Annotated in this window: 24 protein-coding genes and 5 pseudogenes; 18 read left to right on the forward strand and 11 right to left on the reverse strand. The window is 66.7% G+C overall.

Features of this window, described 5'->3' with window-relative positions; all coding sequences use genetic code 11:
* Positions 1-68: 68 nt before the first annotated feature.
* The 3 genes and pseudogenes from A9W95_RS04825 to A9W95_RS04835 all read right to left on the reverse strand — a co-directional run.
* Positions 69-374, reverse strand: a pseudogene (locus tag A9W95_RS04825) (DUF309 domain-containing protein); the annotation flags it as partial.
* Between the two features lie 329 nt (positions 375-703).
* Entirely contained in the window at positions 704-1,474 is a 771-nt protein-coding gene (locus A9W95_RS04830) for a hypothetical protein (protein ID WP_067409473.1), read from the reverse strand.
* A 13-nt stretch (positions 1,475-1,487) separates the two neighbouring features.
* Positions 1,488-2,012, reverse strand: coding sequence for a hypothetical protein (locus A9W95_RS04835; protein ID WP_067409474.1), 525 nt, complete (start codon positions 2,010-2,012; stop codon positions 1,488-1,490).
* Between the two features lie 155 nt (positions 2,013-2,167).
* Between A9W95_RS04835 and A9W95_RS04840 the strand changes: the two genes are divergently transcribed.
* The 5 genes and pseudogenes from A9W95_RS04840 to A9W95_RS04865 all read left to right on the forward strand — a co-directional run.
* The gene (locus A9W95_RS04840) at positions 2,168-2,347 is read left to right on the forward strand and encodes a hypothetical protein (RefSeq protein WP_067409498.1); all 180 of its coding nucleotides are present in this window, start codon (positions 2,168-2,170) and stop codon (positions 2,345-2,347) included.
* A gap of 275 nt (positions 2,348-2,622) precedes the next feature.
* Positions 2,623-3,093 (forward strand): annotated as a pseudogene (locus tag A9W95_RS04845) (DIP1984 family protein).
* 468 nt (positions 3,094-3,561) lie between these two features.
* Positions 3,562-4,446, forward strand: a complete 885-nt coding sequence (locus tag A9W95_RS04850; RefSeq protein ID WP_067409475.1) for an NHL repeat-containing protein — start codon at positions 3,562-3,564, stop codon at positions 4,444-4,446.
* A gap of 58 nt (positions 4,447-4,504) precedes the next feature.
* Complete coding sequence (locus A9W95_RS04855; protein ID WP_067409476.1) at positions 4,505-5,083, forward strand: hypothetical protein; 579 nt, start codon at positions 4,505-4,507, stop codon at positions 5,081-5,083.
* Positions 5,084-5,455: 372 nt separating this feature from the next.
* Positions 5,456-5,941: pseudogene (locus A9W95_RS04865) on the forward strand (methyltransferase domain-containing protein); the annotation flags it as partial.
* A gap of 80 nt (positions 5,942-6,021) precedes the next feature.
* On the opposite strand, the gene A9W95_RS04870 reads toward A9W95_RS04865, so the two are convergent.
* Positions 6,022-6,876 (reverse strand): type IV toxin-antitoxin system AbiEi family antitoxin, encoded by an 855-nt coding sequence (locus tag A9W95_RS04870; protein ID WP_067409478.1) that lies wholly within the window; start codon positions 6,874-6,876, stop codon positions 6,022-6,024.
* 125 nt (positions 6,877-7,001) lie between these two features.
* A complete protein-coding gene (locus tag A9W95_RS04875) occupies positions 7,002-7,715 on the reverse strand; it encodes an NAD-dependent deacylase (protein ID WP_067409479.1) in 714 nt (237 codons plus the stop codon).
* A gap of 37 nt (positions 7,716-7,752) precedes the next feature.
* On the opposite strand from A9W95_RS04875, the gene A9W95_RS04880 reads away from it, so the two are divergent.
* Positions 7,753-8,118, forward strand: coding sequence for a GntR family transcriptional regulator (locus tag A9W95_RS04880; RefSeq protein ID WP_067409480.1), 366 nt, complete (start codon positions 7,753-7,755; stop codon positions 8,116-8,118).
* Here A9W95_RS04880 and A9W95_RS04885 read toward each other — a convergent pair.
* Together A9W95_RS04885 and A9W95_RS04890 are read right to left on the reverse strand one after the other, a co-directional pair.
* The gene (locus A9W95_RS04885; RefSeq protein WP_067409481.1) at positions 8,096-8,950 is read right to left on the reverse strand and encodes a class I SAM-dependent methyltransferase; all 855 of its coding nucleotides are present in this window, start codon (positions 8,948-8,950) and stop codon (positions 8,096-8,098) included. The genes A9W95_RS04880 and A9W95_RS04885 overlap by 23 nt on opposite strands.
* A complete protein-coding gene (locus tag A9W95_RS04890) occupies positions 8,947-9,462 on the reverse strand; it encodes a DUF1697 domain-containing protein (protein ID WP_067409482.1) in 516 nt (171 codons plus the stop codon). Before A9W95_RS04890 ends, A9W95_RS04885 begins: the two co-directional genes overlap by 4 nt.
* A 57-nt stretch (positions 9,463-9,519) precedes the next feature.
* On the opposite strand from A9W95_RS04890, the gene A9W95_RS04895 reads away from it, so the two are divergent.
* Together A9W95_RS04895 and A9W95_RS04900 are read left to right on the forward strand one after the other, a co-directional pair.
* Positions 9,520-9,963, forward strand: coding sequence for a PPOX class F420-dependent oxidoreductase (locus A9W95_RS04895; protein ID WP_067409483.1), 444 nt, complete (start codon positions 9,520-9,522; stop codon positions 9,961-9,963).
* A gap of 10 nt (positions 9,964-9,973) precedes the next feature.
* Positions 9,974-10,162, forward strand: coding sequence for a DUF5302 domain-containing protein (locus tag A9W95_RS04900; protein ID WP_067409484.1), 189 nt, complete (start codon positions 9,974-9,976; stop codon positions 10,160-10,162).
* 25 nt (positions 10,163-10,187) lie between these two features.
* Here the strand turns inward: A9W95_RS04900 and A9W95_RS04905 are convergent, their stop codons facing one another.
* Positions 10,188-10,721, reverse strand: a complete 534-nt coding sequence (locus A9W95_RS04905) for a nuclear transport factor 2 family protein (RefSeq protein WP_067409485.1) — start codon at positions 10,719-10,721, stop codon at positions 10,188-10,190.
* Positions 10,722-10,747: 26 nt separating this feature from the next.
* On the opposite strand from A9W95_RS04905, the gene A9W95_RS04910 reads away from it, so the two are divergent.
* Both A9W95_RS04910 and A9W95_RS04915 read left to right on the forward strand, forming a co-directional pair.
* The gene (locus A9W95_RS04910) at positions 10,748-11,428 is read left to right on the forward strand and encodes an HhH-GPD-type base excision DNA repair protein (RefSeq protein WP_067409486.1); all 681 of its coding nucleotides are present in this window, start codon (positions 10,748-10,750) and stop codon (positions 11,426-11,428) included.
* On the forward strand, positions 11,425-11,571 hold the full coding sequence (locus A9W95_RS04915; RefSeq protein WP_067409487.1) for a DUF1059 domain-containing protein: 147 nt from the start codon (positions 11,425-11,427) through the stop codon (positions 11,569-11,571). The genes A9W95_RS04910 and A9W95_RS04915 overlap by 4 nt, the downstream gene beginning before the upstream one ends.
* 31 nt (positions 11,572-11,602) lie before the next feature.
* On the opposite strand, the gene A9W95_RS04920 is transcribed toward A9W95_RS04915, so the two are convergent.
* Positions 11,603-12,655 carry a hypothetical protein gene (locus A9W95_RS04920; RefSeq protein WP_067409488.1) on the reverse strand — a complete coding sequence of 351 codons (1,053 nt, stop codon included), beginning with the start codon at positions 12,653-12,655 and terminating at the stop codon, positions 11,603-11,605.
* Positions 12,656-12,707: 52 nt separating this feature from the next.
* Positions 12,708-13,433: a hypothetical protein gene (locus tag A9W95_RS04925; RefSeq protein WP_067409489.1), complete on the reverse strand. Its 726-nt coding sequence runs from the start codon at positions 13,431-13,433 to the stop codon at positions 12,708-12,710.
* 139 nt (positions 13,434-13,572) lie between these two features.
* Between A9W95_RS04925 and A9W95_RS04930 the strand changes: the two are divergent.
* Positions 13,573-14,827 (forward strand): annotated as a pseudogene (locus tag A9W95_RS04930) (mannosyltransferase).
* Here A9W95_RS04930 and A9W95_RS04935 read toward each other — a convergent pair.
* Positions 14,824-15,108 carry a 4a-hydroxytetrahydrobiopterin dehydratase gene (locus A9W95_RS04935; protein WP_067409491.1) on the reverse strand — a complete coding sequence of 95 codons (285 nt, stop codon included), beginning with the start codon at positions 15,106-15,108 and terminating at the stop codon, positions 14,824-14,826. The pseudogene A9W95_RS04930 and the gene A9W95_RS04935 overlap by 4 nt on opposite strands.
* Positions 15,109-15,240: 132 nt before the next feature.
* Here A9W95_RS04935 and A9W95_RS04940 point away from each other — a divergent pair, with 132 nt between their 5' ends.
* The 7 genes and pseudogenes from A9W95_RS04940 to A9W95_RS04970 all read left to right on the forward strand — a co-directional run.
* Complete coding sequence (locus A9W95_RS04940) at positions 15,241-15,561, forward strand: DUF3761 domain-containing protein (protein ID WP_067409492.1); 321 nt, start codon at positions 15,241-15,243, stop codon at positions 15,559-15,561.
* Between the two features lie 29 nt (positions 15,562-15,590).
* A complete protein-coding gene (locus A9W95_RS04945; protein WP_067409493.1) occupies positions 15,591-15,983 on the forward strand; it encodes a (deoxy)nucleoside triphosphate pyrophosphohydrolase in 393 nt (130 codons plus the stop codon).
* A gap of 163 nt (positions 15,984-16,146) precedes the next feature.
* A complete protein-coding gene (locus A9W95_RS04950; RefSeq protein WP_067409494.1) occupies positions 16,147-19,830 on the forward strand; it encodes a nitrate reductase subunit alpha in 3,684 nt (1,227 codons plus the stop codon).
* Positions 19,831-21,426, forward strand: coding sequence for a nitrate reductase subunit beta (gene narH / locus A9W95_RS04955; RefSeq protein ID WP_067409495.1), 1,596 nt, complete (start codon positions 19,831-19,833; stop codon positions 21,424-21,426). It begins immediately after the preceding gene.
* Positions 21,423-22,076 carry a nitrate reductase molybdenum cofactor assembly chaperone gene (gene narJ, locus A9W95_RS04960; RefSeq protein ID WP_067409496.1) on the forward strand — a complete coding sequence of 218 codons (654 nt, stop codon included), beginning with the start codon at positions 21,423-21,425 and terminating at the stop codon, positions 22,074-22,076. Before narH ends, narJ begins: the two co-directional genes overlap by 4 nt.
* Position 22,077: 1 nt before the next feature.
* Positions 22,078-22,809 (forward strand): respiratory nitrate reductase subunit gamma, encoded by a 732-nt coding sequence (gene narI, locus A9W95_RS04965; RefSeq protein WP_067409497.1) that lies wholly within the window; start codon positions 22,078-22,080, stop codon positions 22,807-22,809.
* 61 nt (positions 22,810-22,870) lie between these two features.
* A pseudogene (locus A9W95_RS04970) lies at positions 22,871-23,569 on the forward strand (GTP-binding protein); the annotation flags it as partial.
* Positions 23,570-23,845 lie beyond the last annotated feature (276 nt).

Consider the following 23,845-nt stretch of genomic DNA (forward strand, 5'->3'; position numbering starts at 1 on the left):
GGTCCGACACAGCGCCCCGGAATGACTCACGAGTCGGCAGGTCTAATGGGCGGATGGCTGCACGTGATCGCACCTTTGCGGTTGCCACGTTGGACATGGGTAATGCCGACCGCCAGCTGGGCCAAGCCCTGCCACAGCGGTTTCTCGTCGACCCGGCCGCTCTTCCATGCGGCCTCCAGCACCTCGTGCGCGGCGAACGCCAAGCCATCGTTCAGCAGTTCCTGGGCATAGGCAAGGGATTTGACCGGCGACAACTCGAGATCATCTGGAATACGGGCCACACCCTCGCTGCCCGGCGGAAGAAGCCGGCCCAGGGCATCGCGGGGTTGAGCATTGCGAGGTCGCCCGGAGTTGTCGCGATCACGTGCAGCCATCCGCCCATTAGACCTGCCGACTCGTGAGTCATTCCGGGGCGCTGTGTCGGACCCGCGAATCGCCCTGCCACGGGCAAGTTACGCGATATGACCTCAGACCCGTTCGGCGTGGCTCAACGCCTGCTCTGATGCGCCAGGCGTTCCTCGAGCACCGCGACCAATTGCCCGAGGCTGCCCGCGCCACAATGGACGAAGAGTTCAGCGTGGCATCCCGGGAAGGCCGAAGAGACAGGAACGTCGGGGGGCGTGCTGGCACATGTCTGCGAAAGAATGGCTGGATGACGCGATCGAATCCGGCGAACCAGCGGGGTTTGGCGGCATCTATATGCCTAGGGCGGGTTAAGACCCGACCTCGGAAAACCCCGTGGCGTGGCCGGGTTCAGGGTGTCGCTGTCGGCGGTAACCCCGGCGGTGACGCTGAGCGGCATCACTTCCAGTTCAGAGTCCGCCGCGAGCTCTTCGATGCAGGCTTGCGAGGCGCCGAGATAGGTGCTGTCCAGGTCGATTTCGGTGGCCACGCACCAAGCGTGGTCATCCGGCCACCACAGGTTGGCGGACAGGTGTGATACCTGGTGGATACCTAACGACTGGGAGGCCGCGGCCAGAGGACCGCGGGCCAGGTGGTAGTTGCGTCCCGGTAACGAGAAGGTCGACCCGTCATGAAATGCCGGGTCGAGTGCAGCGTGGCCGTGCCACACGGCAAACCAGCAGCGGTCAGTGGTCATGGTATGTCTCGCTAGGGTGCGGGCGAGCGAGGCGGCAATGTTGGGCGGCAGTGTTCCCACCGCCGGTGCTTCGTCGAGGAGGCCGGGCTGTTCGGGCCGGTACCCGGAGTCGTACCGCGATGTGTAACCGAGCAGGCGGGCGAACTGCATTTGCGGGTGCACCACTTTGCGGTTAGCCCGGGCGATCTGTGCCCAGCTCACCCGTCGCCGCTCGCCGCCTTGGTGATCGAAGGCGGGGTGGAGCACCCGGGCGTAGGCGGCGAAGCTGGCCGGAACTAGCGACCCGACGTTCTCTGCAAAGCTGCCCGCGCTTTCGGTCAGCCACCGTGCCGGGCCAACGTCATTGACGACATCGAGCGCACCGACCGCAGCCACGTAATCCCCTCTGTCAGTTATTGCCGATGGTGGTGGTGGTATCCGATGTGGCGATGAACCCGGTGTAGGTCTGTCCCGAGCCGATCCGGCATGCCAGTGCAATCGTGTCGGTCCATACGCAGATAGCGTCGTCGAATGCGTATGCGGTGTTTTTGGGTAGCAGGTTGATCGGGTGGCCCTCGAACTCGGGATTACTGCCGGGGCTCGGGGTTTCAACGCTGGTGAACTTGATTGGGCTGACGACGGTGCCTGACTCGAACAGGCTCACGGTGTTCGCTGCCCCGGGGGCGCCGGCGAACGGCCCGGTGCAGTTCATCGCATACATCATGCGGTGATTGGATGACGTGCAGTACAGACCGCTGGGTGTGCGGAAACCGCGCACCGAGTAGGCAAGCCCGCGTCGCACCGTGTAGTCGCTCTCAGATGCCTTCGGGTAGGAGGAGAAGTCCGGGGCGACCGGCGCGGCCTGCGCGGCGAAAGCCGGGACCGTGGCCACCATAGCCAGGAAGCCCGCAACCGCCTGGCCGATCCGATTCATGAACCCATTATCACTGCACTCCAGGTGGTGACCGGACACTTTTTGATGCGTCAGACCGCCAACTAATGCGAACCTTGATATATCGCCGACAGCACAGACTGGATGATGACTGGCAGCCTCAACCCAGGCACGCCCCCGAAGGGAGAACGCGCTGCGTGAAGAGGAACCGCCTGTATAGCTCAGTGTTCTTCGCCGTGATGGCTGCGCTATTCCTGGTCCTGTTCGTGGTAAACGTCATTCACGGCACGTGGCTGGGCTTGATCAGTACCGGAGGCCTCGCCGTCTTGATGGGCTACCGGGCCTGGTCCGGCAAGCGCCGCACGAACCAGCAATAGACCCACAACTCCAACACCGACCGGTGCTCAAATCCGTTGGGGCATTGCTGTTGTGGATGGCATAGCAATTAAAATTCACCGTGAGATGCGGGTGAGGCCAGAGTCGTGCATCGCCTCGACGATCAGGCCCATGTAACTACGCACCACCCTGTCCGCGAGCGCCCCGGCCTTAGCCTCGACAGACGCAACGGGCTCAGTCACCGAAAAATGTGTCGTGACCCATCCCGATTCTGGGGCAACATATTCATGACCACTATTTCGAGAAGGGCAGGATGGTGAAGCTGGCGGAGGCGTTATCGCTGCGCGCTAATGCGGCGCGCCGTATCGAGCAGTTGCGCTCTCGTATCGTGAGCAATGCTCGTTATCAAGAGGGCGAAGAGCCAGCCGAGGACGCTGCGGCACTGCTGGTCGAGGCGAGCGAGGTGCTCGCCGAATAAGAAACTTTGATCCGGCGTATCAATCGCACGAACGCGTCCACTGCGATCGGTACCGACGGCACATTGACTGATGCGCTGGCTCGTCGAGACGCGTTGCGTCTGCGTCACCACGTCGTCACCGCTGCAGCGGACGCGGCCGCGGGAATCAGCCAATCCGGCTATGCGCGGCAACTGCGCTCGGAGCTGAAAATGCTGTCCGCCTTGCCCGTTGCCGAGCTACGCGTCCAAGCCGATGCGCTGGCACGCGAGCTTCGTGAACTCGATGTTCGTATCCAACAGGTGAACTGGGAGGTGGAACTGCTGGATTGACGGCCGAAGTGAGCAGGTAGTCGTCGCGGGGGCCGTGCACAAGCCCCGACCGGCGGGCCAAGCCCGGTCTCTCCTGGCGCACGAAGGGCAGTGCTCAGGGTTCGACTCCCTGTCACATCGCAGCCCAGCATTGCGTACAGGTGATTGGGCACGGCGCACAGCACACCACCACGTGCAGACCCGTGACGACGAGGGCGGGTAAGGGGCATCAATCTTCGGCGATCGCATAACGTCCCGGCGAGACCCAGGCGGTGAGGACCTGCCGGGGGGCGTCATTACAGTGCGTTTCGCCCGGCAGATATGGTAGCGACCTTCCTGAAGGGTGAAACCGTGTGCAAGCACCGAATATTCATTGACGACGTCAATGGGCGTGTGATGGATCAATCATGTGTCGTGGAAACCGGCAGACCCGGGCCACCTCGCAGTCGACAGGCTCTGGCGGCGATGACACTCGTGTGCGTCGTCGTTATGGCGTTGGTGGGCTGTGGCGGTCAACGCGCGCCAGCTCAAGACAAATCGACCACCACGCCGTCGACAACAGCAACGCTGAGTCCTTCGCCGAAGTCACCCGACGCCTATCACCAAAGCGATGTGCCCTTGACAGGGCTCAAGGATCCGAACGCGGTTGCAGTCGATGCGGCCGGCGCTCTCTACGTCACGGACGCGGGCAACCGCCGAGTCCTCAAACTGGCCGCCGGGTCCACCAGTCAGACCGAACTGCCCTTCACGGGCCTGCAAAACCTGACCGGTATCGCCGTCGATCCGGCGGGCAACGTGTACGTGACCGACTTCAGCGACGGCTACCCCGGTGTCGGGCGGGTAGTCAGGCTGGCGGCCGGCTCCAACGCTCAAAGCACGCTGCCCGTAACCGATCTCGCGGACCCTCGCGGTATCGCCGTCGATCCGACGGGTGGTCTGTATATTGCCGATCGCCGCAATAAACAGGTGGTGAACCTGCCGGCCGGCTCGGCGAGCCAAAAGATTCTGCCCTTCCGGGGGCTCGAGTTTCCCAGCGGTGTTGCAGTCGATGCCGCAGGCGCCGTCTATGTCACCGACGCCGGTACCAGCCGCAACCGAGTGCTCAAGTTGCCGTCAGGCTCGACGAGCCAGACCGAGCTTCCCTTCACCGGACTCAACCAGCCAACCGGGGTAGCAGTCGACCGCCAGGGCACGGTGTACATCACCGACTTGAACAACCGCCAAGTCCTCAAGCTCACTGCGGGCTCGACGAGTCCAGTTGAGCTCCCCTGCAAAGGCATCAATTCGCCCGAAAACTTGAGCGTGGATGGAATCGGCGCCGTCTACGTTGCCGATTCCATGCAGGCGCGAGTCGTGAAACTCGCGCCCTCCTAAGCAAGCAAGCGCGTAATGCTGGCCCCTACTCGCGCGCGTCGACAGTAGGACTTTCCCCTTGCCAAACACACTGCGTGGTGTCGGTTCACCCGAAGTACACGGCGCTGACCGCACCGACTTGTGCGTGATCAGCCAGTACGTTGGTCGCGTGGTCGCCAACAGTGTCCGTAGCCGCAGGATCGCTCGAGGGGTGCTCGCGCTGGTGTGCGTGGCTGCGGCGGCCGCAGGTGTGGTCGTCGCGGGGCGCATCGAGGAGCGGGCACAACCGTGTTGGAGTGTGCGGCAATTCATCGAGTTCAACCGCGCTACGCAGGCCTCGCTGAAAGCCAAGACGCGGTTTGCGCCGCCCGGTTCATACGAACCAGACGTGGTACCGGCTGCCGGCGACTACCAGGCCTGGCTCGACGGTCTGCAGCAGCACGCCAACCAAGTGACCGCACCTGAGCTGTCGGCGCACGCGCAACGAGCCGCGGCGCTGGCGCGCGAATTCATGAACGATGCCAACAAGATGAACGCCGAACTGGACAAACAAGACCCCCTGAAACCGCAACTGCCACCATCGGCGAAGGCGGCAGGCCAGGTCAACCGCGAGTTCGGCGACGAAATGGCCACGCTGGCACGCGCCTGCCCGACCTGAGCGCGCCGGCAGCCACTCGCGCCTCACCACTGCGCCGCGTGACGAGACGATGCGACGTGGAAAGCGGCCCGGCGGAAGGCGACACTTCGCTGCCCTGCCCTGCCCTGCCCTGCAGGGCGCGAGCGCCCAAATCGATGACGCAAAAAGCTCCGCTCCTCGCCGATAATGGTGAGATGACGGGCTATTCGGTTAGCGCCGCGCAAAGGCTGATCAGGCGGCGCCGGCTGTGGTGGCTTTGCATGCCGGCCATGGCGTGTCTGGTGGCGGCGACTGGTGCGTGCGCTGCCCTGGATCGCAGCTCCGAGGCCCGCCACCTTCAAGCCGAAATAGCGAAGATGCCTGGGGTCGACAGCGTTAATCCCAGCTATATGAACCAATTTCGCGCTCTACCCGTCATCGGTTGACGAGGTGGTGGCGGTGGAACCCGAGCTACGGCTGGCCGCCCGGGCCCTTGCCGCAGCGGCTGCCGCCCCGGTCCCCGTCGTTGTGCTGGGTCAGACGGTGGAGCACTTCACCGACCGGGAGCCCTTCGACGCGGTGGTGTGCTCGTTGGTGCTGTGCTCGGTGCGCGAGCCGGATGCGGTGCTGCGGCGGCTGAGTTCCTTGTTGCGGCCCGGCGGGCAGTTGCGTTACCTCGAGCATGTGGCGAGCGCCGGTGCTGTGGGCCGGCTGCAACGCCTCGTCGACGCGACGTTCTGGCCGAGGTTGTTCGGCAATTGCCACACCCATCGGGAAACCGAGCAGGTGATCGCCGGCGCCGGCTTCCAGGTGGAGGTGTCGCGTCGAGAGCTCACGATGCCGGGCTGGTTGCCGTGGCCGGTGTCGGAGTTGGTGGTGGGGCGCGCGCGTCGGGTCTAGTCGCCGTCCCCCATTCGCCGAGCCTGCGCTCAGCGCGCTAAATCACGGCTGCGGGTGCTGTGAGCGCAGGCTCAGTGCGGCTAGCGCAGACTCGACGCGCGCAGTTCCCGCGCATCCCGAACACGACGCACGATGTCTGCTGGGCGATCCGTCGCGACCACCCGAATGATCAGCCAACCCAGCCGCTCTAACGCCTCACTGCGCCGGATGTCCTTGGTGTACTGCCAACGATCCAAGCGGTGGTGTTCGCCGTCGTATTCGACGGCGACCAGCAGATCCTCCCAGGCCATGTCGAGGTAGAACACCTGCCTCCCGTCTGCGCACACGACTGGTATCTGGGTCACCGGTCGCGGAAAACCGGCCCTGAGCAGGAGCAGACGCAGCCATGTCTCTCGGGGTGACTGGGAGCCGGTGTCGACCAATTGCAGCGCAGAATCGAGTTGCCGCAGCCCGCGCGCACCGGGGTGGCGCTCAGCCAGTTCGGCGACTTCCTCAACCTTGACGCCGGTAGCGCTGATGAGCGCGTCGAGGCGGGCGATCGCGGCGTCAAGGGGCGGGCGGCGCGCGAGGTCGTAGGCCGTGCGCGCGGGAGTGGTGACGGGAAGGTGGGCGATGACGCCGACTTCGTCCGCGTCCAGGCACACGTCGTAGGTGCGGATGCCCTGCGGTGGTCGAGCGTTGGGCCAGATCAACTCGATGGGGAGGCGCTCGTCGACCCACTTCGACCCATGGCAGGCCGCCGCGCTCACCCCGGCGACCACCCCCTGCCGATGCGACCACAACCAGGCGGCCTCGGTGCGCTGCCGCAGCGACAGCACCGGTTGATCGCGGGCGACGTACACGTCGGGAAAGATCCGGTGGAACCGGGTCCGCAGGTGGTGAGGCCGCAGGGTTCCGCCGCGGACCGCTTCGCTGCCCAAAAATGGTCTTGTCATGACCGCAGGCTGGTTCAGTGCGCCGACGCGGGTGTGCCGAAACTGCGCTCAGCGCGGCGAATTGTGGACGAAGCGTGATGTGTGCGCAGGCTCGGCGGAACAGCGCAGGCTCGGCGACCGAAAAGCTAGCTCAGCAGCGCGGGCAGCCGGTCCAGCAGCCCCGGCAACGCGGTGCTGGCCGACTCGCGGATGCTGAGGGTGACGCTGGGGGTGAGCGGTGTCGGCTCGGGGTTGACCTCGATGACCGTCGTACCCTGCGCCAACGCGAGCTCCGGAAGTCCGGCCGCCGGATAGACGATCGCCGACGTCCCGACCACGACCATCACGTCGGCGGCCTGCGTCGCCGCGACCGCGCACCCCCACGGCCCCTGGGGCAGGGCCTCGCCGAACCACACGATGTCGGGGCGGATCAGGCCGCCGCATCGGCACACCGGCGGGTCCACTTCGATCGCGGGCTCGGCCATCACCGGCAGCGGATCGGTGTAGGCGACACCGCAACGCGCACACCGGAACGCGAAGAGGCTGCCGTGGAGGTGATGCACCGGGGAACTGCCCGCCCGCTCGTGCAGGTCGTCGACATTCTGGGTGATGACGGTGACCTCGGCCTGGTCCTGCCAATCCGCGATCGCCCGGTGACCGGCGTTGGGTTCCACGTCGCCGACCAGGTAGTGGCGCCACAGGTACCAGCCCCACACCCGCTCGGGATTGCGTTCCCAACCCTGGGTGCTGGACAGCTCGTACGGGTCGAAGCGGGCCCACAACCCGTTCTTGTCGTCGCGGAAGGTCGGTACGCCGCTTTCTGCGGAGATCCCCGCGCCGCTGAGCACCGCCACTCGCATCCCACAAACATAGCCGGGCTTAGGCAATACTGGTTGTGTGGAGCTGCGCGATTTACTTAAGGTCGACATGAGGGCGGGAAAACCGTTGTTCGACCAGCTCAGGACACAGGTGATCGACGGGGTGCGGGCCGGCTCGCTGCCGCCGGGCACACGCCTGCCGGCCGTTCGGGAACTGGCCGGTCAACTCGGCGTGGCCGCCAACACCGTCGCCCGCGCCTACCGTGAGCTCGAATCGGCGGCCATCGTCGAAACCCGGGGCCGCTTCGGCACCTTCATCTCCCGCTTCGACCCCACCGACGCCGCGATGGCGGCCGCGGCGAAGGAGTACGTCGACGTCGCCAAGGCGCTGGGGCTGACCAAGTCCGACGCGATGCGCTACCTCACGAACGTTCCGGACGACTGAACTCCAGCAACGTCAAGCACGGCCGCAGCGGGTCCAACACCGGCAGCCGATAGACGGCCGACAGAGCCGCGTTGAGCAACCGCCCGCGGGCCGGCGGCAGGTGCACATCGCGGACCGCGCCGACACCGGGCACCGTGTTCGCCAGGTCGGCGGCCTGTGCGACGGACAAGCTGAACGGCATGGTCGGCACCTTGTAGCGCAGCGACGTGCGCATCATGCCCAGCCGACTCCACAGCGAGAACCAGCGTGGCGGCAGATCGAAGAGCATCCGTCCGCCGGGGAATCGTTTGGCGCATTCGGAGATCAGCCCCAGCGCCTGCTCGGGCTGCAGGTACATGAGCAATCCCTCGGCGCTGACGAATACCCCGTCGGACGGGTCGACGCGATTCATCCAGCTGTAGTCCAACGCCGATTGCGCGCACACCGACACCCGATCCGACGACGGCAGCAACCGAGTGCGGATGTCGATGATGGGCGGCAAATCCACGGTCAGCCAACGGAATTGACTATCCGGCAGGGCGCCCTCCAGGCGCCAGAAGCTGGTCTGCAGGCCTTCGGCCAGGGCCACGACGGTCGCCGCGGGATGAGTCGCCAGATAGGCCTGGGTCTGTAGATCGAAGGCTCGCGCCCGCAGCGCGATGTCCTGGTGAGTGGGGCCGAATTTGGCGAAGTCGAAGTCGATCGAGTCGACCAACGCCACGGCCAGCGGGTCGTCCAGGACGGAGTCGGGGCGGCGGGCCTCGGTGGCCCGGGCGTTGAGTGTCAGCAGCGCCGTCTCCGAGACGCCGGTGAGGCTGACCCGTTGACGTGCGGACTCACCGGCGGGGGTCACTTCAGCACCTTGGCCAGCGTGCGCAGGTTCCGGGTGGTGGTCGACGACTTGTACCGCTTCTTTCCCATGGTCTTACCGATAGTGCTGTCCAATGTGCTGCCTTTCGGGATCTGCCAGTAGAGGACGCCCTGGCCGCGACTGATCTTCTCGTCCGGGCCACTGCTCAGTGCGGCCAGCTCGTCGAGCACCGTCTCGTCGGATACGAACGTGACGTAGGACTGGTAGCCGTCGACCTCGCGTTCGAAGGGGTAGGCCGCGTCGATCTCACGCACGGTGTCCAGGTCGTAGGCGAGCACCCAGGCGTCGTAGCCGAACCTGTCCCGCAGCGCGGCTTCGGCTTTCTTGCGCACCGCCGTGACACTAGACGACGACTCGAGTACGACGTTGCCGCTGGCCAAGACGGTCCGCACGGCGCTGAAGCCGGCGTCGGTCAGGGCGGCGGCCACCTCGGCCATCTTGAGGTTGACGCCTCCGACGTTGACGCCGCGCAGAAATACCGCGTACTGGGTCATGGTTGTGATTCCATCAGGCCAACGGAGAAAGCGGCAACGGCGACGTAGGCTTTCGACATGGGCCGCCAAGTCTTCGACGACAAATTGCTCGCAGTGATCAGTTGCAACTCGCTGGGAGTGCTGGCCACGATCAAGCGGGACGGACGCCCCCAGCTGTCCAATGTGTCCTATCACTTCGACGCCCAGAAGTTGCAGCTGCAGGTGTCGATCACCGAGCCGCGCGCCAAGACTCGCAACCTGCGCCGCGACCCGCGAGCGTCGATTCTGGTCGACGCGGACGACGGCTGGTCCTACGCCGTCGCCGAGGGGACGGCCGAATTGACGCCGCCGGCGGCCGCGCCCGACGACGACACGGTCGAGGCGTTAATTGCCTTGTATCGCAACATCGCTGGTGAACATCCCGACTGGGACGAATACCGCGAGGCGATGGTCACCGATCGGCGGGTGGTGCTGACGCTGCCGATCTCGCATGTCTACGGCCTGCCGCCCGGTAAGCGTTAGGCTGAACCGCATGGCCGAATCGAAGTCCCCGGAAGACGCCCAGCCAGAGGACGACACCAAGCGCAAATTCCGCGAGGCCCTAGACCGCAAGTTGGCGAACTCGTCGGGCAAGTCCGAGCACAAGGATGGCGGCGGCAAGCAGTCGCGGGTGCACGGTCCGGTGGAGAACCGGCGGGAATTCCGCCGCAAGAGCGGCTAGCCCAATCTGATTGGCAGACAGCGGGTTAGCCGGGCGGCGTCGAAAACAGGCGGAATGACGGATCGTCGGCGCCCGGCTGGCCGCGCAGGGCGCCTCGGGTGCTGGGGTGGTCGAAGTTCAGCCGGGACGGGTCGTTCTGGTAGGCCCAATCGGTGACGATCGTGCGGTGCCGGAATTTCCAGTGACCGTCGTGCCGGCTGTAGGTGTCCAGGTACCGGCCGCCGATGACGACGTCGACGTCGTGTTCGGCACCGGCGAAGGTGTGGAACGCCAGGCAGTAGACCTCACCGCGGGCGGTGTCGCCGTCGATGGCGAAGTTCGTGGTGGTGATGTTGTGTTGAGAGACACGCACATAGGGCTGCGCGGCCTGTAGTTGAGCGATGAACTCCTCGACGCCGCCGGTGGAGAACGAGCCGTGCGAGTCGGTCGCGTCCGGGTGGTACAGGCGGCGCAGTGCGTCGTAATCGGCGCGGTCGACGGCCCGGCAATAGGCCGTGACGAGTTGATGCAGTTCGTCGCGGGCCAGCATCAGTGCCAATCTGGCCTCGTCCACCACCACGCCACGATAACCGTGGGTAGCGTCCCATGAAACGGTCGTCGGTCTTAGGGTATGGAGCGGATGGTCAAGAAAGGTCGTTGACATTGAAGCTGTGGCTCGCTCAAGATTCCGAGGCCGACAAGCTACTGGCCGAGAATCCTTTCGCCCTGCTCGTCGGAATGGTGCTCGATCAGCAGATTCCCCTCGAAAAGGCGTTTCGCGGACCGAAGGTGATCGAAGATCGGATGAGCCTGGCCGGGCCCAGGAAGATCGCCGACCGGATGGGCGGCTTCGACGCCGGCGACATCGCCGACTACGACCCCGACAAGTTCGCCGCCTTGTGCTCGGAAAGACCTGCCATACATCGTTTTCCGGCCGCCATGGCCAAGCGGATCCAGGCCCTCGCGCAGATCATCGTCGACCGATACAACGGTGATGCCGCCGCCATCTGGACCGCCGGCGACCCCGACGGCAAGGAGCTGCTGCGCCGCCTCAAGGGGCTGCCCGGTTTCGGCGAACAGAAGGCCCGCATCTTTTTGGCATTGCTCGGCAAGCAGTACGGGGTGACGCCGCCGGGCTGGCAGGAAGCGGCCGGTGACTTCGGCCGGCCCGGAACCCACCTGTCCGTCGCCGACATCGTCGACGCCCAATCGCTGGGCAAAGTGCGGTCGTACAAGAAGCAGATGAAAGCAGCAGCCAAGAGTGCGCAAGGAAAGGCGGCAACGTGAAGACACACATAACGTGTCCGTGCGGGGAAGCCATCGTCGGTAAGGACGAGGACGAGCTGGTCGAGCTGACCCAGGCCCATCTGGCCGATGCTCACCCGGGCCTGGAGTACGACCGGGACGCCATCCTCTTCATGGCTTACTAGCTCGCCGCTTCCGGTAGAGCGGACCGGAGAACTAGGGGACCACCGTCGAGCCGATGGTGGGCAAGAACTGGCACTGCCGGTCCTTGGTGGTGACCTGACCGAAGATCGTCGACATGATGCTGCCCGAACCGGTGTCGGCGATGGCGGTCAAGGTGGTCGGGCCGTCTGCGTTGATGTCGGTGCGCGGCTTGAGCGTCACGCTGCCGGACTTACCGGTGGTGAGGTTGATCCAGGTGACGTTCAGCGGCAGCTTTTGCACTTCGGCGGGCCCGGGCGTGCCGACCGCGGTGAAGACGTAAGCGGTCTGGCCGGGTCCGGGGCCGGGGGTGGGAATGGTGGCCGGTCCGGCCACCGACAGCGCGGTGGCCAGCGCGTTAGCCCCCTCACCGAGGCAGTTGGAGCCGATCGAGGGGTACATGAAGTCTTGCGTCGGCGGCGCGTCGGGGCCGAAACCAGGCGCCGGGCCGGGGGCGGGCGCCGGGGCTGGAGCGGGCGCCGGTTGCGCGGCGGGTGCCGGTGCTGAAACCGGCTCGGCCGCCGGTGCCGGCGGCGCAGGCGCGGCGGACGGCGCAGGAATGGGTGCGGGTGCGGCAACCGGCGGCACAGCTTGCGGCTCAGCCACCGGCCCTGGGCCGGCGGCGTGTACCGGGTCTACCCCGGTCGGTATGTGGGGCAGCGTGCCGGGCTCGACGCCGGCCGGCGGGACGTGCGGCACGCCGGCGGCCTCGGGTGTGGTCACGCCGGCCGGGGCCGGGCCCGGTAGATGCGCGGTGGGGTTGGTCGGATCGGAGACGAAGTGGTTCACCGACGCGGCCACGTTCTTAGACTCCGTCGGCGCCGCCGGGTTGTGCGTAAAGGCTTGCGCCGCAGCCATCAACAGTTGCGTCGCCTGCCCGGGGTTGCTGGCCGCTTGCTGAATGATCGGGCTCAGTTCGGTCAACGCTGGAAGTCCAGGTAGCTGTTGGACGGGGTTGGGCGGCGGCGGCGCCGGGTCGGCTGCCGCGTTCGGGCACAGCCTGAACGCGGCAGCCGCCGTGACGACGACTGCGGCCAAACCTTTGGACGGACTCCAAGCGTTTGCCACGGTTTTTCTCCCGTTTCAGTAGTGGTCAGCGATTGCGGTATTGGTCAGCGGATCACGGGATGGCGGCGAGCAACGTCTGCGGTTGCGACGGTGCTGCTGGTGCGGCCGGGGCGGACGGAGCGGCGGCGGCCGGCAAGCCCGGGATGGCGCCCGAGGTCAACGCGGGCAGACCAGCCTGAGCCAGGCCGGGGATGGCTGACGCGATCCCCGGAAGCGAGGCCGCCGGGGCCGCAGGTGCCGCCGGAGCCGCGGGCGCAGCCAGTCCCGGAATCGCCGAGGCCAGGCCGGGCAGCGAGGCGGCGGGCGCGGCGGGGGCCGCGGGTGCCGCTGGTGCCGCCGGCGCGGTGATCCCCGGAATCGGCGTGGTGACACCCGGAATGGCGGGGTTGACTGCCGGGGCGGGGGCCGGCGCCGGTGCGGCCGCAGCCGGCGCGGTGATGCCCGGAATCGGGGTGTTCACACCCGGGATGGACGGCACCGACGCCGGAGCCGTCGCGGCGGGCGCGGCCGGGGTCAAGCCAGGCAGCGACAGGCCGGCCGGCGCCGGGTCCGGTGCCCGCTGCACTCCGTTGGCCGGCGGTGTGGCGCCCAGCGCGGTGGCCAGGTTTTGCAGGATCTGCGGCGCGTTGGCCGCCGAGCTGATCAGCTGCTGCGGAAAGTTGTCGAGCCCCGGCGGGGCGGGCGCCGGGTCGGCGTGCGCAATGCCGCCGGTCAGTAATGCAGCGGACGAACCGACCAATACGGCGGCGGCACGAACGTAAGTCCAAATGGTTGGCATGACTCTCCCTGGTTGTCGGACAGGCCCCCCACAGGACCTGCAGGCGAAGTTATCGCGGTACAGGAGTGACTCAAGTGACACGTGTGGCATTTATGTGATCGTTACGGTTACGAGCGACAGCGGTGACCGCTCACCTGGGATCCGTGTCCGAACCGTGATCGATGGGCTCGGCGCACAGCCTCGCTAAAGTCGGGCAGATAGACACGACTTCAGCCGCCCCGGCGGCACGCCCGGCCTGGAAGACGGTCGCCGCGCCCCTGCTGTTGCTGGCCAGCATCGCCGCGCGGTTTGCCTGGACCTACCTGACGCCGCACGGCGCCAACTTCGTCGACCTGCACGTCTACGTCGGCGGGGCAGCAGCGTTGAACCATCCCGGCACGTTGTACGACTACGTCTACGCCGATCAGACCCCCGACTTCCCGCTGCCCTTCACCTACCCGCCGTTTGCGGCAGTGGTCTTCTACCCGCTGCATCTGGTGCCGTTCGGCCTGCTGGCCTTCCTGTGGCAGGTGATCACGCTGGTCGCGCTGTACGGATCGGTGCGCATCGCGCAGCGGTTGCTCGGCGTGGCGGCCGGGGCGGGTCGCGGCACCGCCCTGGTGTGGACGGCGGTCGCCATCTGGATCGAGCCGATGCGCAGCACGTTCGACTATGGCCAGGTCAACGTGCTGCTGATGGTGGCGGTGTTGGGCGCGGTCTACGCCTCCCGGTGGTGGCTATCGGGTTTGCTCGTCGGCGTGTCGGCCGGCATCAAGCTGACCCCGGCGATCGCCGCGGTGTATCTGGGGGGTGCCCGTCGGTGGGCGGCAGCGATAGCCAGCGCCGTGGTGTTCGTGGCGACCATCGCGGTGTCGTGGCTGGTCGTCGGTGACCAGGCCCGCTATTACTTCACCGACCTGCTCGGCGACGCGCACCGGGTCGGACCGATCGCCACGTCGTTCAATCAGTCCTGGCGCGGCGCGATCTCGCGAATTCTGGGCCACGACGCCGGTTTCGGCCCGCTGGTGCTGGCCGGGATCGCGGTGACGGCGGTGCTGGCCCTGGCCGCCTGGCGGGCGCTGGACGGCGCCGACGTGTTGGGCCGGCTGCTGGTCGTCGAACTCTTCGGCCTGCTGCTCTCGCCCATTTCCTGGACGCACCACTGGGTATGGCTGATACCGCTGATGATGTGGTTGCTACACGGGCCGCTGCGGGAGCGCCGCGGCGCGCAGGTCCTGGGCTGGGGATGGCTGGCGCTGACGCTGATCGGCGTGCCCTGGCTGCTCAGTTTCGCGCAGCCGACCATCTGGCAGATCAGCCGGCCGTGGTACCTGGCGTGGGCGGGACTGGTCTACGTTGTCGCGACGCTGGCCACGCTGGGCTGGATCACCACGACCCGCCGGACCGCGCGCTAGGCGCCGACAATCCCGTCGATGTCCCGCGCCATATCGATGTCCTTTTGCGTGATACCGCCTTCGGAGTGCGTGACCAGCGCGAAAGTAACAGTGCGCCAACGAATATCGATGTCCGGGTGGTGATCCTTGGCTTCGGCCTGCTCGGCCACCCGGCGCACGGCGTCGATACCGTCGAGGAACGACGGAAATTTGATCGAGCGGCGCAGGGCGCCGTCGGCGCGCTCCCAATCGTTGAGGTCGGGCAGTGCGGCGTCTACTTGCTCATCCGGTAACACAGCCATGGTGTCAACCGTACCGCCGCGGCCCGGCGGATTTTCGCAAACTCACCCCCGGCCGCATGGCGGTCGGCTAACCTTCCCGTCTGGGGATCCGGACAAGTCACCGGAGAGTTCGAGGAAGTCTTGGGGGAGTTGATGTTTCGGTCTTCGTTGTTCGCGTCGGTGGTCGCCGCCGGTGTCGCCGTGGGCGCGCCCGCAATCGCCGTCGCGGCGCCGACACCCGGCGGAATAGCTACCGCCTCGGGGTGCCCATCGGGCACTTACCAGAACTCCAGCGGCACCTGCGTCCCGCGGCCCAACAACTCCGACACCGACGTCTCCGCGGTCTGCCAGGACGGCTCGCACTCGCACAGCCAGCACCGCAGCGGGACCTGCTCGGGTCACGGCGGGGTCGGCCAGTGGTGCCCGTGCACCTTCGGCTCCGCCTACCTGATCCCCGACGGCCGGCGCTGGTGAACTGACGCGGCGGTATACCGTCACTGGCCATGACCACCCAGATCGTCGTCGCCGGCGCCATCATCGCCGGCTCTGCGGTCCTGGTGGCGCAGCGACTCCGGCCGCCGGAGTTGGCCGGCCGCTGGGAACTTCCGGGCGGCAAGGTGGCCGCCGGGGAGACCGAACCGGCCGCGCTGGCCCGGGAGCTGGCCGAGGAATTGGACCTCGACGCCGCTGACGTCGCGGTGGGCGAGCGGCTGGGCGATGACGTCGCGCTCAACGACTCCATGACCCTGCGCGCCTACCGGGTCCGCCTGCTGCGCGGAGAGCCCCGCCCGCGTGACCACGGTGCGCTGCGCTGGGTCACCGCCGCCGAGTTGCACGACGTGGAGTGGGTGCCGGCGGACCGCGGCTGGTTGCCCGACCTGGCTCGAGCCCTCTGAGGCCCGCCGCGCAAAAACACAGCGCTTTTGCAGAAAATCTCCAGCGCCGCTGAAGGTAGCAGTAGTCAACTGTTTCCTGATGGCAATTAATTTGTCGCGCCCCTGCGCATGGGCGCTGAACCCGATCTCCAGGCGTGCCGTTAACACGTAGGAGGACCGACTCTTGACTTTGACCCCGCATGTTGGCGGACATCTCGAGGAACTGCTGGAGCGCAGCGGCCGATTCTTCACACCCGGAGAGATGTCGGCCGACCTGCGCACCGTGACCCGGCGCGGCGGGCGGGCCGGCGATGTCTTCTACCGCGATCGGTGGAGCCACGACAAGGTGGTCCGCTCCACACACGGGGTCAACTGCACCGGATCATGCTCGTGGAAGATCTACGTCAAAGACGGCATCATCACCTGGGAAACCCAGCAGACCGATTACCCCAGCGTCGGCCCGGACCGGCCGGAATACGAGCCACGCGGCTGCCCTCGCGGCGCGTCGTTCTCCTGGTACAGCTACTCGCCCACCCGGGTGCGCTACCCCTACGCCCGCGGCGTGCTCGTCGAAATGTACCGGGAGGCCAAGGCGCGCCTCGGTGATCCGGTGCTGGCGTGGGCCGACATCCAAGCCGACCCCGAGCGGCGTCGCCGCTACCAGCAGGCCCGCGGCAAGGGCGGCCTGGTGCGGGTCACCTGGGCCGAGGCCACCGAGCTGATTGCCGCCGCACACGTGCACACCATCAAGACCTACGGGCCCGACCGGGTCGCCGGGTTTTCCCCCATCCCGGCGATGTCGATGGTCTCCTATGCCGCCGGATCGAGGTTCTTCGAGCTGATCGGCGCCCCCATGACCTCGTTCTACGACTGGTACGCCGACCTGCCGGTCGCCTCACCGCAGGTGTTCGGCGACCAGACCGACGTCCCGGAGTCCGGAGACTGGTGGGACGCGGCGTATCTGATGATGTGGGGCTCCAACGTCCCGATCACCCGCACTCCCGACGCTCACTGGATGGCCGAGGCGCGCTACCGGGGCACCAAAGTCGTGACCGTCAGCCCGGACTACGCCGACAACACCAAATTCGCCGACGAGTGGATGCCGTGTGCGGCCGGCACCGACGGCGCGTTGGCCATGGCCATGGGACACGTCATCCTCACCGAATGCTATGTGCGCAAGCAGGTTCCGTTCTTCATCGACTTCGCGCGCCGCTACACCGACCTGCCGTTTTTGATCAAGCTCGAGCAGCGCGGCGACATGCTGGTTCCGGGTAAGAACCTCACCGCGGCGGACATCGGGGAGGCGGTCGAGAACGCGGCACTCAAACCCGCGGTCTGGGACGACGCGACGAAATCCGTTGTGGTGCCGCACGGCTCGCTGGGATTCCGCTACGGCGAGGACGGCGTGGGTAAGTGGAACCTGGACCTGGGCCATCTGGTGCCGGCCCTCAGCGTGGACCGGACCGGCGGCGACACCGCACTGGTGCACCTGCCCAGCTTCGACACGGTCAACGGAGCGGGCACCACAGTGGTACGCGGCGTCCCGGTGCGTCGGGTCGGTAATCACCAGGTGTGCACCGTCTTTGACCTGCTGCTGGCGCAATACGCGGTGGCCCGCCCAGGGCTGCCCGGTGACTGGCCCACCGGCTACGACGATCCATCGCACCAGAACACCCCGGCCTGGCAAGAGCCGATCACCGGAGTGTCGGCCGCTCAGGCCCTCCGGGTCGCCAAGGAATTCGCCCGCAGCGCCGAGGAATCCGGCGGGCGGTCGATGATCATCATGGGCAGCGGCATCTGTCAGTGGTTCCACGGCGACGCGATCTACCGGGCGGTGCTGGCGCTACTGATGCTGACCGGGTCGATGGGACGCAACGGCGGCGGGTGGGCCCACTACGTCGGGCAGGAAAAAGTCCGTCCCCTCACCGGTTTCCAAACCATGGCGATGGCCACCGACTGGGTGCGTCCACCCCGGCAGGTACCCGGTGCCTCCTACTGGTACGCCCACACCGACCAATGGCGCTACGACGGATACGGCGCGGACAAACTGGCCAGCCCGCTCGGCCGGGGCCGCTTCGCGGACAAGCACACGATGGACCTGCTGGCCGCGGCCACCGCGATGGGCTGGAGCCCGTTCTACCCGCAGTTCGACCGATCCAGTCTGGACGTGGCCGACGACGCGCGGGCCGCGGGCCGCGACGTCGCCGAGTATGTCGCCGAGCAACTCGGCACCCGCCAACTCAAGCTGTCGGTCACAGATCCGGACAATCCCGTCAACTGGCCGCGAGTCCTCACCGTGTGGCGCGCCAACCTGATCGGCTCGTCGGGCAAGGGTGGCGAATACTTCCTGCGCCACCTACTGGGCACCGATGCCAACATTCAGGCCCCGCCGCCCCAAGACGGCCGACGACCGGTCGACGTCGTCTGCGCCGGCGACATCCCGGAAGGCAAATTGGACCTGCTGATGTCCATCGACTTCCGGATGACCTCGACCACACTGGTGTCCGACGTGGTGTTGCCGGCGGCGACCTGGTACGAGAAAGCCGACATCTCCAGCACCGACATGCACCCGTACGTGCACGCATTCAGCGCCGCGACCGACCCGCCCTGGGAAACCCGCTCGGACTTCGACGCATTCGGCGCCATCGCCCGGGCGTTCAGCGCACTGGCCAAGCGGCATTTAGGCGTTCGCAGCGACGTGGTGCTCACCGCGTTGGAGCACGACACCGCCGACGCCATGGCCTATCCCGATGGCACCGAAGAAGACTGGCTGAGCACCGGTACAACGCCGATCCCCGGGCGCACCATGGCCAAACTGACCGTGGTGGAACGCGATTACGGCGCCGTCTACGACAAGTGGTTGACCTTGGGTCCGCTGGTCGACCGGTTCGGGGTCACCACCAAAGGCGTCACCGTGCATCCGTTCCGCGAGGTGCAAGAATTAGCCGCGAAATTCGGCGTGATGAATTCCGGTGTGGCCGCGGGGCGTCCGGCGATCACCACCGCCCAACGGATGGCCGACGTGTTGTTGCTGCTGTCTGGCACCACCAACGGCCGCCTGGCCGTAGAGGGTTTCCGGGAGCTGGAGAAGCGCACCGGTCAACCGCTGGCCCACCTGGCCGAAGGCAGTGAAGATCGCCGCATCGACTACGCCGACACCCAGGCCCGGCCGGTGCCGGTGATCACCAGCCCGGAGTGGTCGGGCAGCGAAACCGGCGGGCGCCGCTATGCGCCGTTCACCATCAACATCGAGAACCTCAAACCGTTCCACACCCTCACCGGGCGCATGCACTTCTACCTGGCCCACGACTGGGTCGAAGAGTTGGGCGAGCATCTGCCGGTGTTCCGCCCGCCGCTGGACATGACGCGCCTGTTCGGTCAGCCAGAACTCGGGCCCCACGAAGACGGAATCGGGCTCACGGTGCGCTATCTGACCCCGCACTCCAAGTGGTCATTCCACTCGACTTATCAGGACAACCTGTACATGCTCTCGCTGTCGCGCGGTGGTCCCACGCTGTGGATGAGCCCGGGAGACGCGGCGAAAATCGGTGTACGCGACAACGATTGGGTGGAGGCAATCAACACCAACGGCATCTACGTCTGCCGGGCGATCGTCTCGCACCGGATGCCCGACGGCGTGGTCTTCGTCTACCACGTACAGGAGCGCACCGTGGACACCCCGCGTACGCAGACCAACGGCAAACGTGGCGGTAACCACAACGCGCTGACCCGGGTGCGAATCAAGCCCAGCCACTTGGCCGGTGGCTACGGGCAGCACGCCTTCGCGTTCAACTACTTGGGTCCGACCGGCAACCAGCGCGACGAAGTGACCGTGGTGCGCCGTCGCCGCCAGGAGGTGACCTACTAGATGAAAGTCATGGCGCAGCTGGCGATGGTGATGAACCTCGACAAATGCATCGGCTGCCACACTTGCTCGGTCACCTGCAAGCAGGCGTGGACCAACCGCCCCGGCACCGAATACGTCTGGTTCAACAACGTCGAAACCCGCCCGGGACAGGGGTATCCGCGCACCTACGAGGACCAGGACCGATGGCGCGGCGGGTGGATTCGGGACGCCAAGGGCAGGCTGCGACTGCGCGACGGCGGGCGAATCGCCAAGTTGCTGCGCATCTTCGCCAACCCCAAATTGCCGACGATCGACGACTACTACGAGCCGTGGACCTACGACTACGAGAACTTGACGACGGCACCGGCCGGCGACACCTTTCCGACGGCCGCGCCCCGCAGCTTGATCAGCGGCAAGCCGATGAAGGTCTCCTGGGGGCCCAATTGGGACGACAACCTGGCCGGGTCACCGGAGATCCTGGCCGAAGACCCGATCCTGAAGAAGGTCAGCGACGAGGTCGTCTTGCGGCTCGAAGAGACCTTCATGTTCTACCTGCCTCGGATCTGCGAGCACTGCCTCAACCCGTCGTGCGTGGCGTCCTGCCCGTCCGGGGCGATGTACAAGCGCAGCGAGGACGGCATCGTCCTGGTCGACCAGGACCGCTGCCGCGGGTGGCGGATGTGCGTATCCGGATGTCCCTACAAGAAGGTCTACTTCAACCACAAAACCGGCAAGGCAGAGAAGTGCACACTGTGCTACCCCCGCATGGAGATCGGTCTGCCGACCATCTGCTCGGAAACCTGCGTCGGCCGGCTGCGCTACCTCGGGCTGGTGCTCTACGACGCCGACCGGGTGCTCGAGGCCGCGTCGGTGGAACACGACACCGACCTCTATGCCGCCCAGCGCCGAATCCTGTTGGACCCCAACGACCCTGACGTCATCGCCGGCGCCCGCGCGGAAGGCATCTCCGAGGATTGGATCGAAGCCGCGCAGCGCTCACCGGTGTACGCGCTGATCAACACCTACCAGGTGGCGTTGCCGCTGCATCCGGAATACCGGACCATGCCGATGGTCTGGTACATCCCGCCGTTGTCGCCGGTCGTCGACGCCGTGAGCCGCGACGGACATGACGGGGAAGACGTCGGCAACCTGTTCGGCGCCCTGGAAGCGTTGCGCATTCCGATCAAGTACCTGGCCGAATTGTTCACCGCGGGCGATACCGAGGTGGTCGCCGGGGTGTTGCGGCGGCTGGCCGCGATGCGCTCCTACATGCGCGACATCAACCTCGGCCGGGAAACCCAGCCGCATATCCCGCACGCCGTCGGGATGACCGAGCAGGACATCTACAACATGTACCGGTTGCTGGCCATCGCCAAATACGAAGAGCGATACGTCATTCCGACCGCGTTCACGGCCCAGGCCCGGGATCTGGAAGAGATGGGCTGTTCGTTGTCCGGGGACGGCGGCCCCGGCATGTACGAAGACGCCCCGGTACCGGTCTCGGTGGAGACGTTTCACGGGCTGCAACGACCGCGCAACGGATCGCGGGTGAACCTGCTCAACTGGGACGGCAACCAAGTGCCCGCCGGAATGTTCCCCGCAGAGCAGAAGCAATGAAGCTGCTGACCCGCACCAAGACTGGCACATTGCCCAACCGCCTGGTGTGGCAAGGCGCATCGCTGCTGCTGGCTTACCCGGACGACGGCATGCCCCAGCGATTGGACACCGTCGACGCCCTCCTGGCCAATGTCAGCGGCACCGCGGCGGGGCTGCTGAAGCGGACGGCCGCGGCCCTGCGGGCGCTGGACCCGATGACCGCGGCAACGCAGTATGTCGAAACCTTCGACTTGCGCCGCCGCACCACGATGTATCTGACCTACTGGACCGCCGGCGACACGCGAAACCGCGGACGCGAGATGCTGGCCTTCGCCACCGCGTACCGCGAGGCAGGCGTCGAGCCGCCGCGCGACGAGGCGCCCGATCACCTGGCTGTCGTGCTCGAGTTCGCCGCCACCGTCAACCCCGAGGTGGGCCACCGGTTGCTCGTCGAACACCGAGTGCCCATCGACGTGCTGCGCAGCGGCCTGGCCGACGCCGGATCGCCCTACCAGCACACCGTCGCGGCGGTCTGCGCCACCCTGCCCAGCGCAACCGATCACCAAGCACGCCGGGCCCAACAGCTGGCAGCAGCCGGGCCGCCCGCGGAATCCGTTGGCCTGCAACCCTTTACGCTGACCGTACCGCCCAGGCGCGTCCAGGGAGGCTGAGATGAAACTGCTCGAGATCTTCTGGGACGACGCACCTTACGTCGTGTTGGCCATCGCGGTCCTGGGCACCTGGTGGCGCTACCGCTACGACAAATTCGGCTGGACCACCCGCTCGTCGCAGCTCTACGAATCGCGGCTGTTGTCCATCGGCAGCCCGCTGTTCCACTTCGGCAGCCTGATGGTCATCATGGGCCACGTCATCGGCTTGTTGATTCCCGAGCCGTGGACACGGGCGCTGGGCATGAGCGATCACCTCTACCACTTGCAGGCGCTGCTGCTGGGCGTGCCGGCCGGCACGGCCACGGTTGTCGGCATCGGGTTGCTGATCTACCGCCGCCGCACCAACACACCGGTGCGGCGCGCCACCACCGGCAGCGACAAGGTCATGTATGTCGTGCTGGTGTGCGCCCTGGTGGCGGGGATGTGCTGCACGCTGATGGGTGCCACGCACTTCGGCGAACTGCACGACTACCGGCAGAAGGTGTCGGTCTGGTTCCGCTCGATCTGGCTACTCGATCCGCGCGGCGACCTGATGGCGCACGCGGCGGAGTATTACCAGATCCACGTCTTCATCGCGCTGTTGTTGTTCGCGCTGTGGCCGTTCACCCGGTTGGTGCACGCGTTCAGCGCGCCGATCGCCTACCTGTTCCGGCCCTACATCGTCTACCGCAGCCGGGACGCAGCCGACGACAACCAGTTGGTCGGCTCCGCGCCGCGCCGCCGCGGCTGGTGAGCCGCACCGCGCTGAGCTGCCCAGTTCGCCATCTGCAGCGCCCGCTGCCACAATCACCGACGTGCAATTCCGGAATGTAGCCATCGTCGCCCACGTCGACCACGGCAAGACGACGCTGGTCGACGCGATGCTGCGGCAGTCCGGTGCGCTGCACGAACGCGGTGACCTGCAGGACCGTGTGATGGACAGCGGGGACTTGGAGCGGGAAAAGGGCATCACCATCCTGGCCAAGAACACCGCCGTGCACCGCCATCACCCGGACGGCTCCGTCACTGTTATCAATGTCATAGACACCCCCGGCCACGCCGACTTCGGCGGCGAGGTGGAGCGCGGCCTGTCCATGGTCGACGGGGTGCTACTACTGGTCGACGCGTCGGAAGGTCCCCTGCCGCAGACCCGGTTCGTGCTGCGCAAGGCGCTGGCCGCCCACCTGCCGGTGATCCTGGTGGTCAACAAGACCGACCGGCCCGACGCCCGCATCGCCGAAGTCGTCGAGGCCAGCCACGACCTGCTGCTCGACGTCGCCTCCGACCTCGACGACGAAGCCGCCGCGGCCGCCGAACACGCGCTGGGACTACCGACCCTGTACGCCTCTGGGCGGGCCGGGATCGCGAGCACCGAGGCGCCGGCCGACGGCCAGGTCCCCGACGGCACCAACCTGGACCCGCTGTTCAACGTCCTGCTCGAGCACGTGCCGCCGCCCAAAGGTGATCCGGAAGCCCCGCTGCAGGCGCTGGTGATGACCGGCAACCCGTCCACCTCACGCATCCAGGCGACCTGCTGGCCTTTGCGGATGCGGCCGTTGTAGATGCGGATCAGCGCCAGCCGGCCCAGGAACGCCGAGGCGTCCAGGTTGGTGACCAGCGCCTGCAGCGGGGCTTCCGGATCACCTTTGGGCGGCGGCACGTGCTCGAGCAGGACGTTGAACAGCGGGTCCAGGTTGGTGCCGTCGGGGACCTGGCCGTCGGCCGGCGCCTCGGTGCTCGCGATCCCGGCCCGCCCAGAGGCGTACAGGGTCGGTAGTCCCAGCGCGTGT

This window comes from Mycobacterium sp. 1423905.2, assembly GCF_001673155.1.
In the GTDB taxonomy this organism is placed as follows: domain Bacteria; phylum Actinomycetota; class Actinomycetes; order Mycobacteriales; family Mycobacteriaceae; genus Mycobacterium.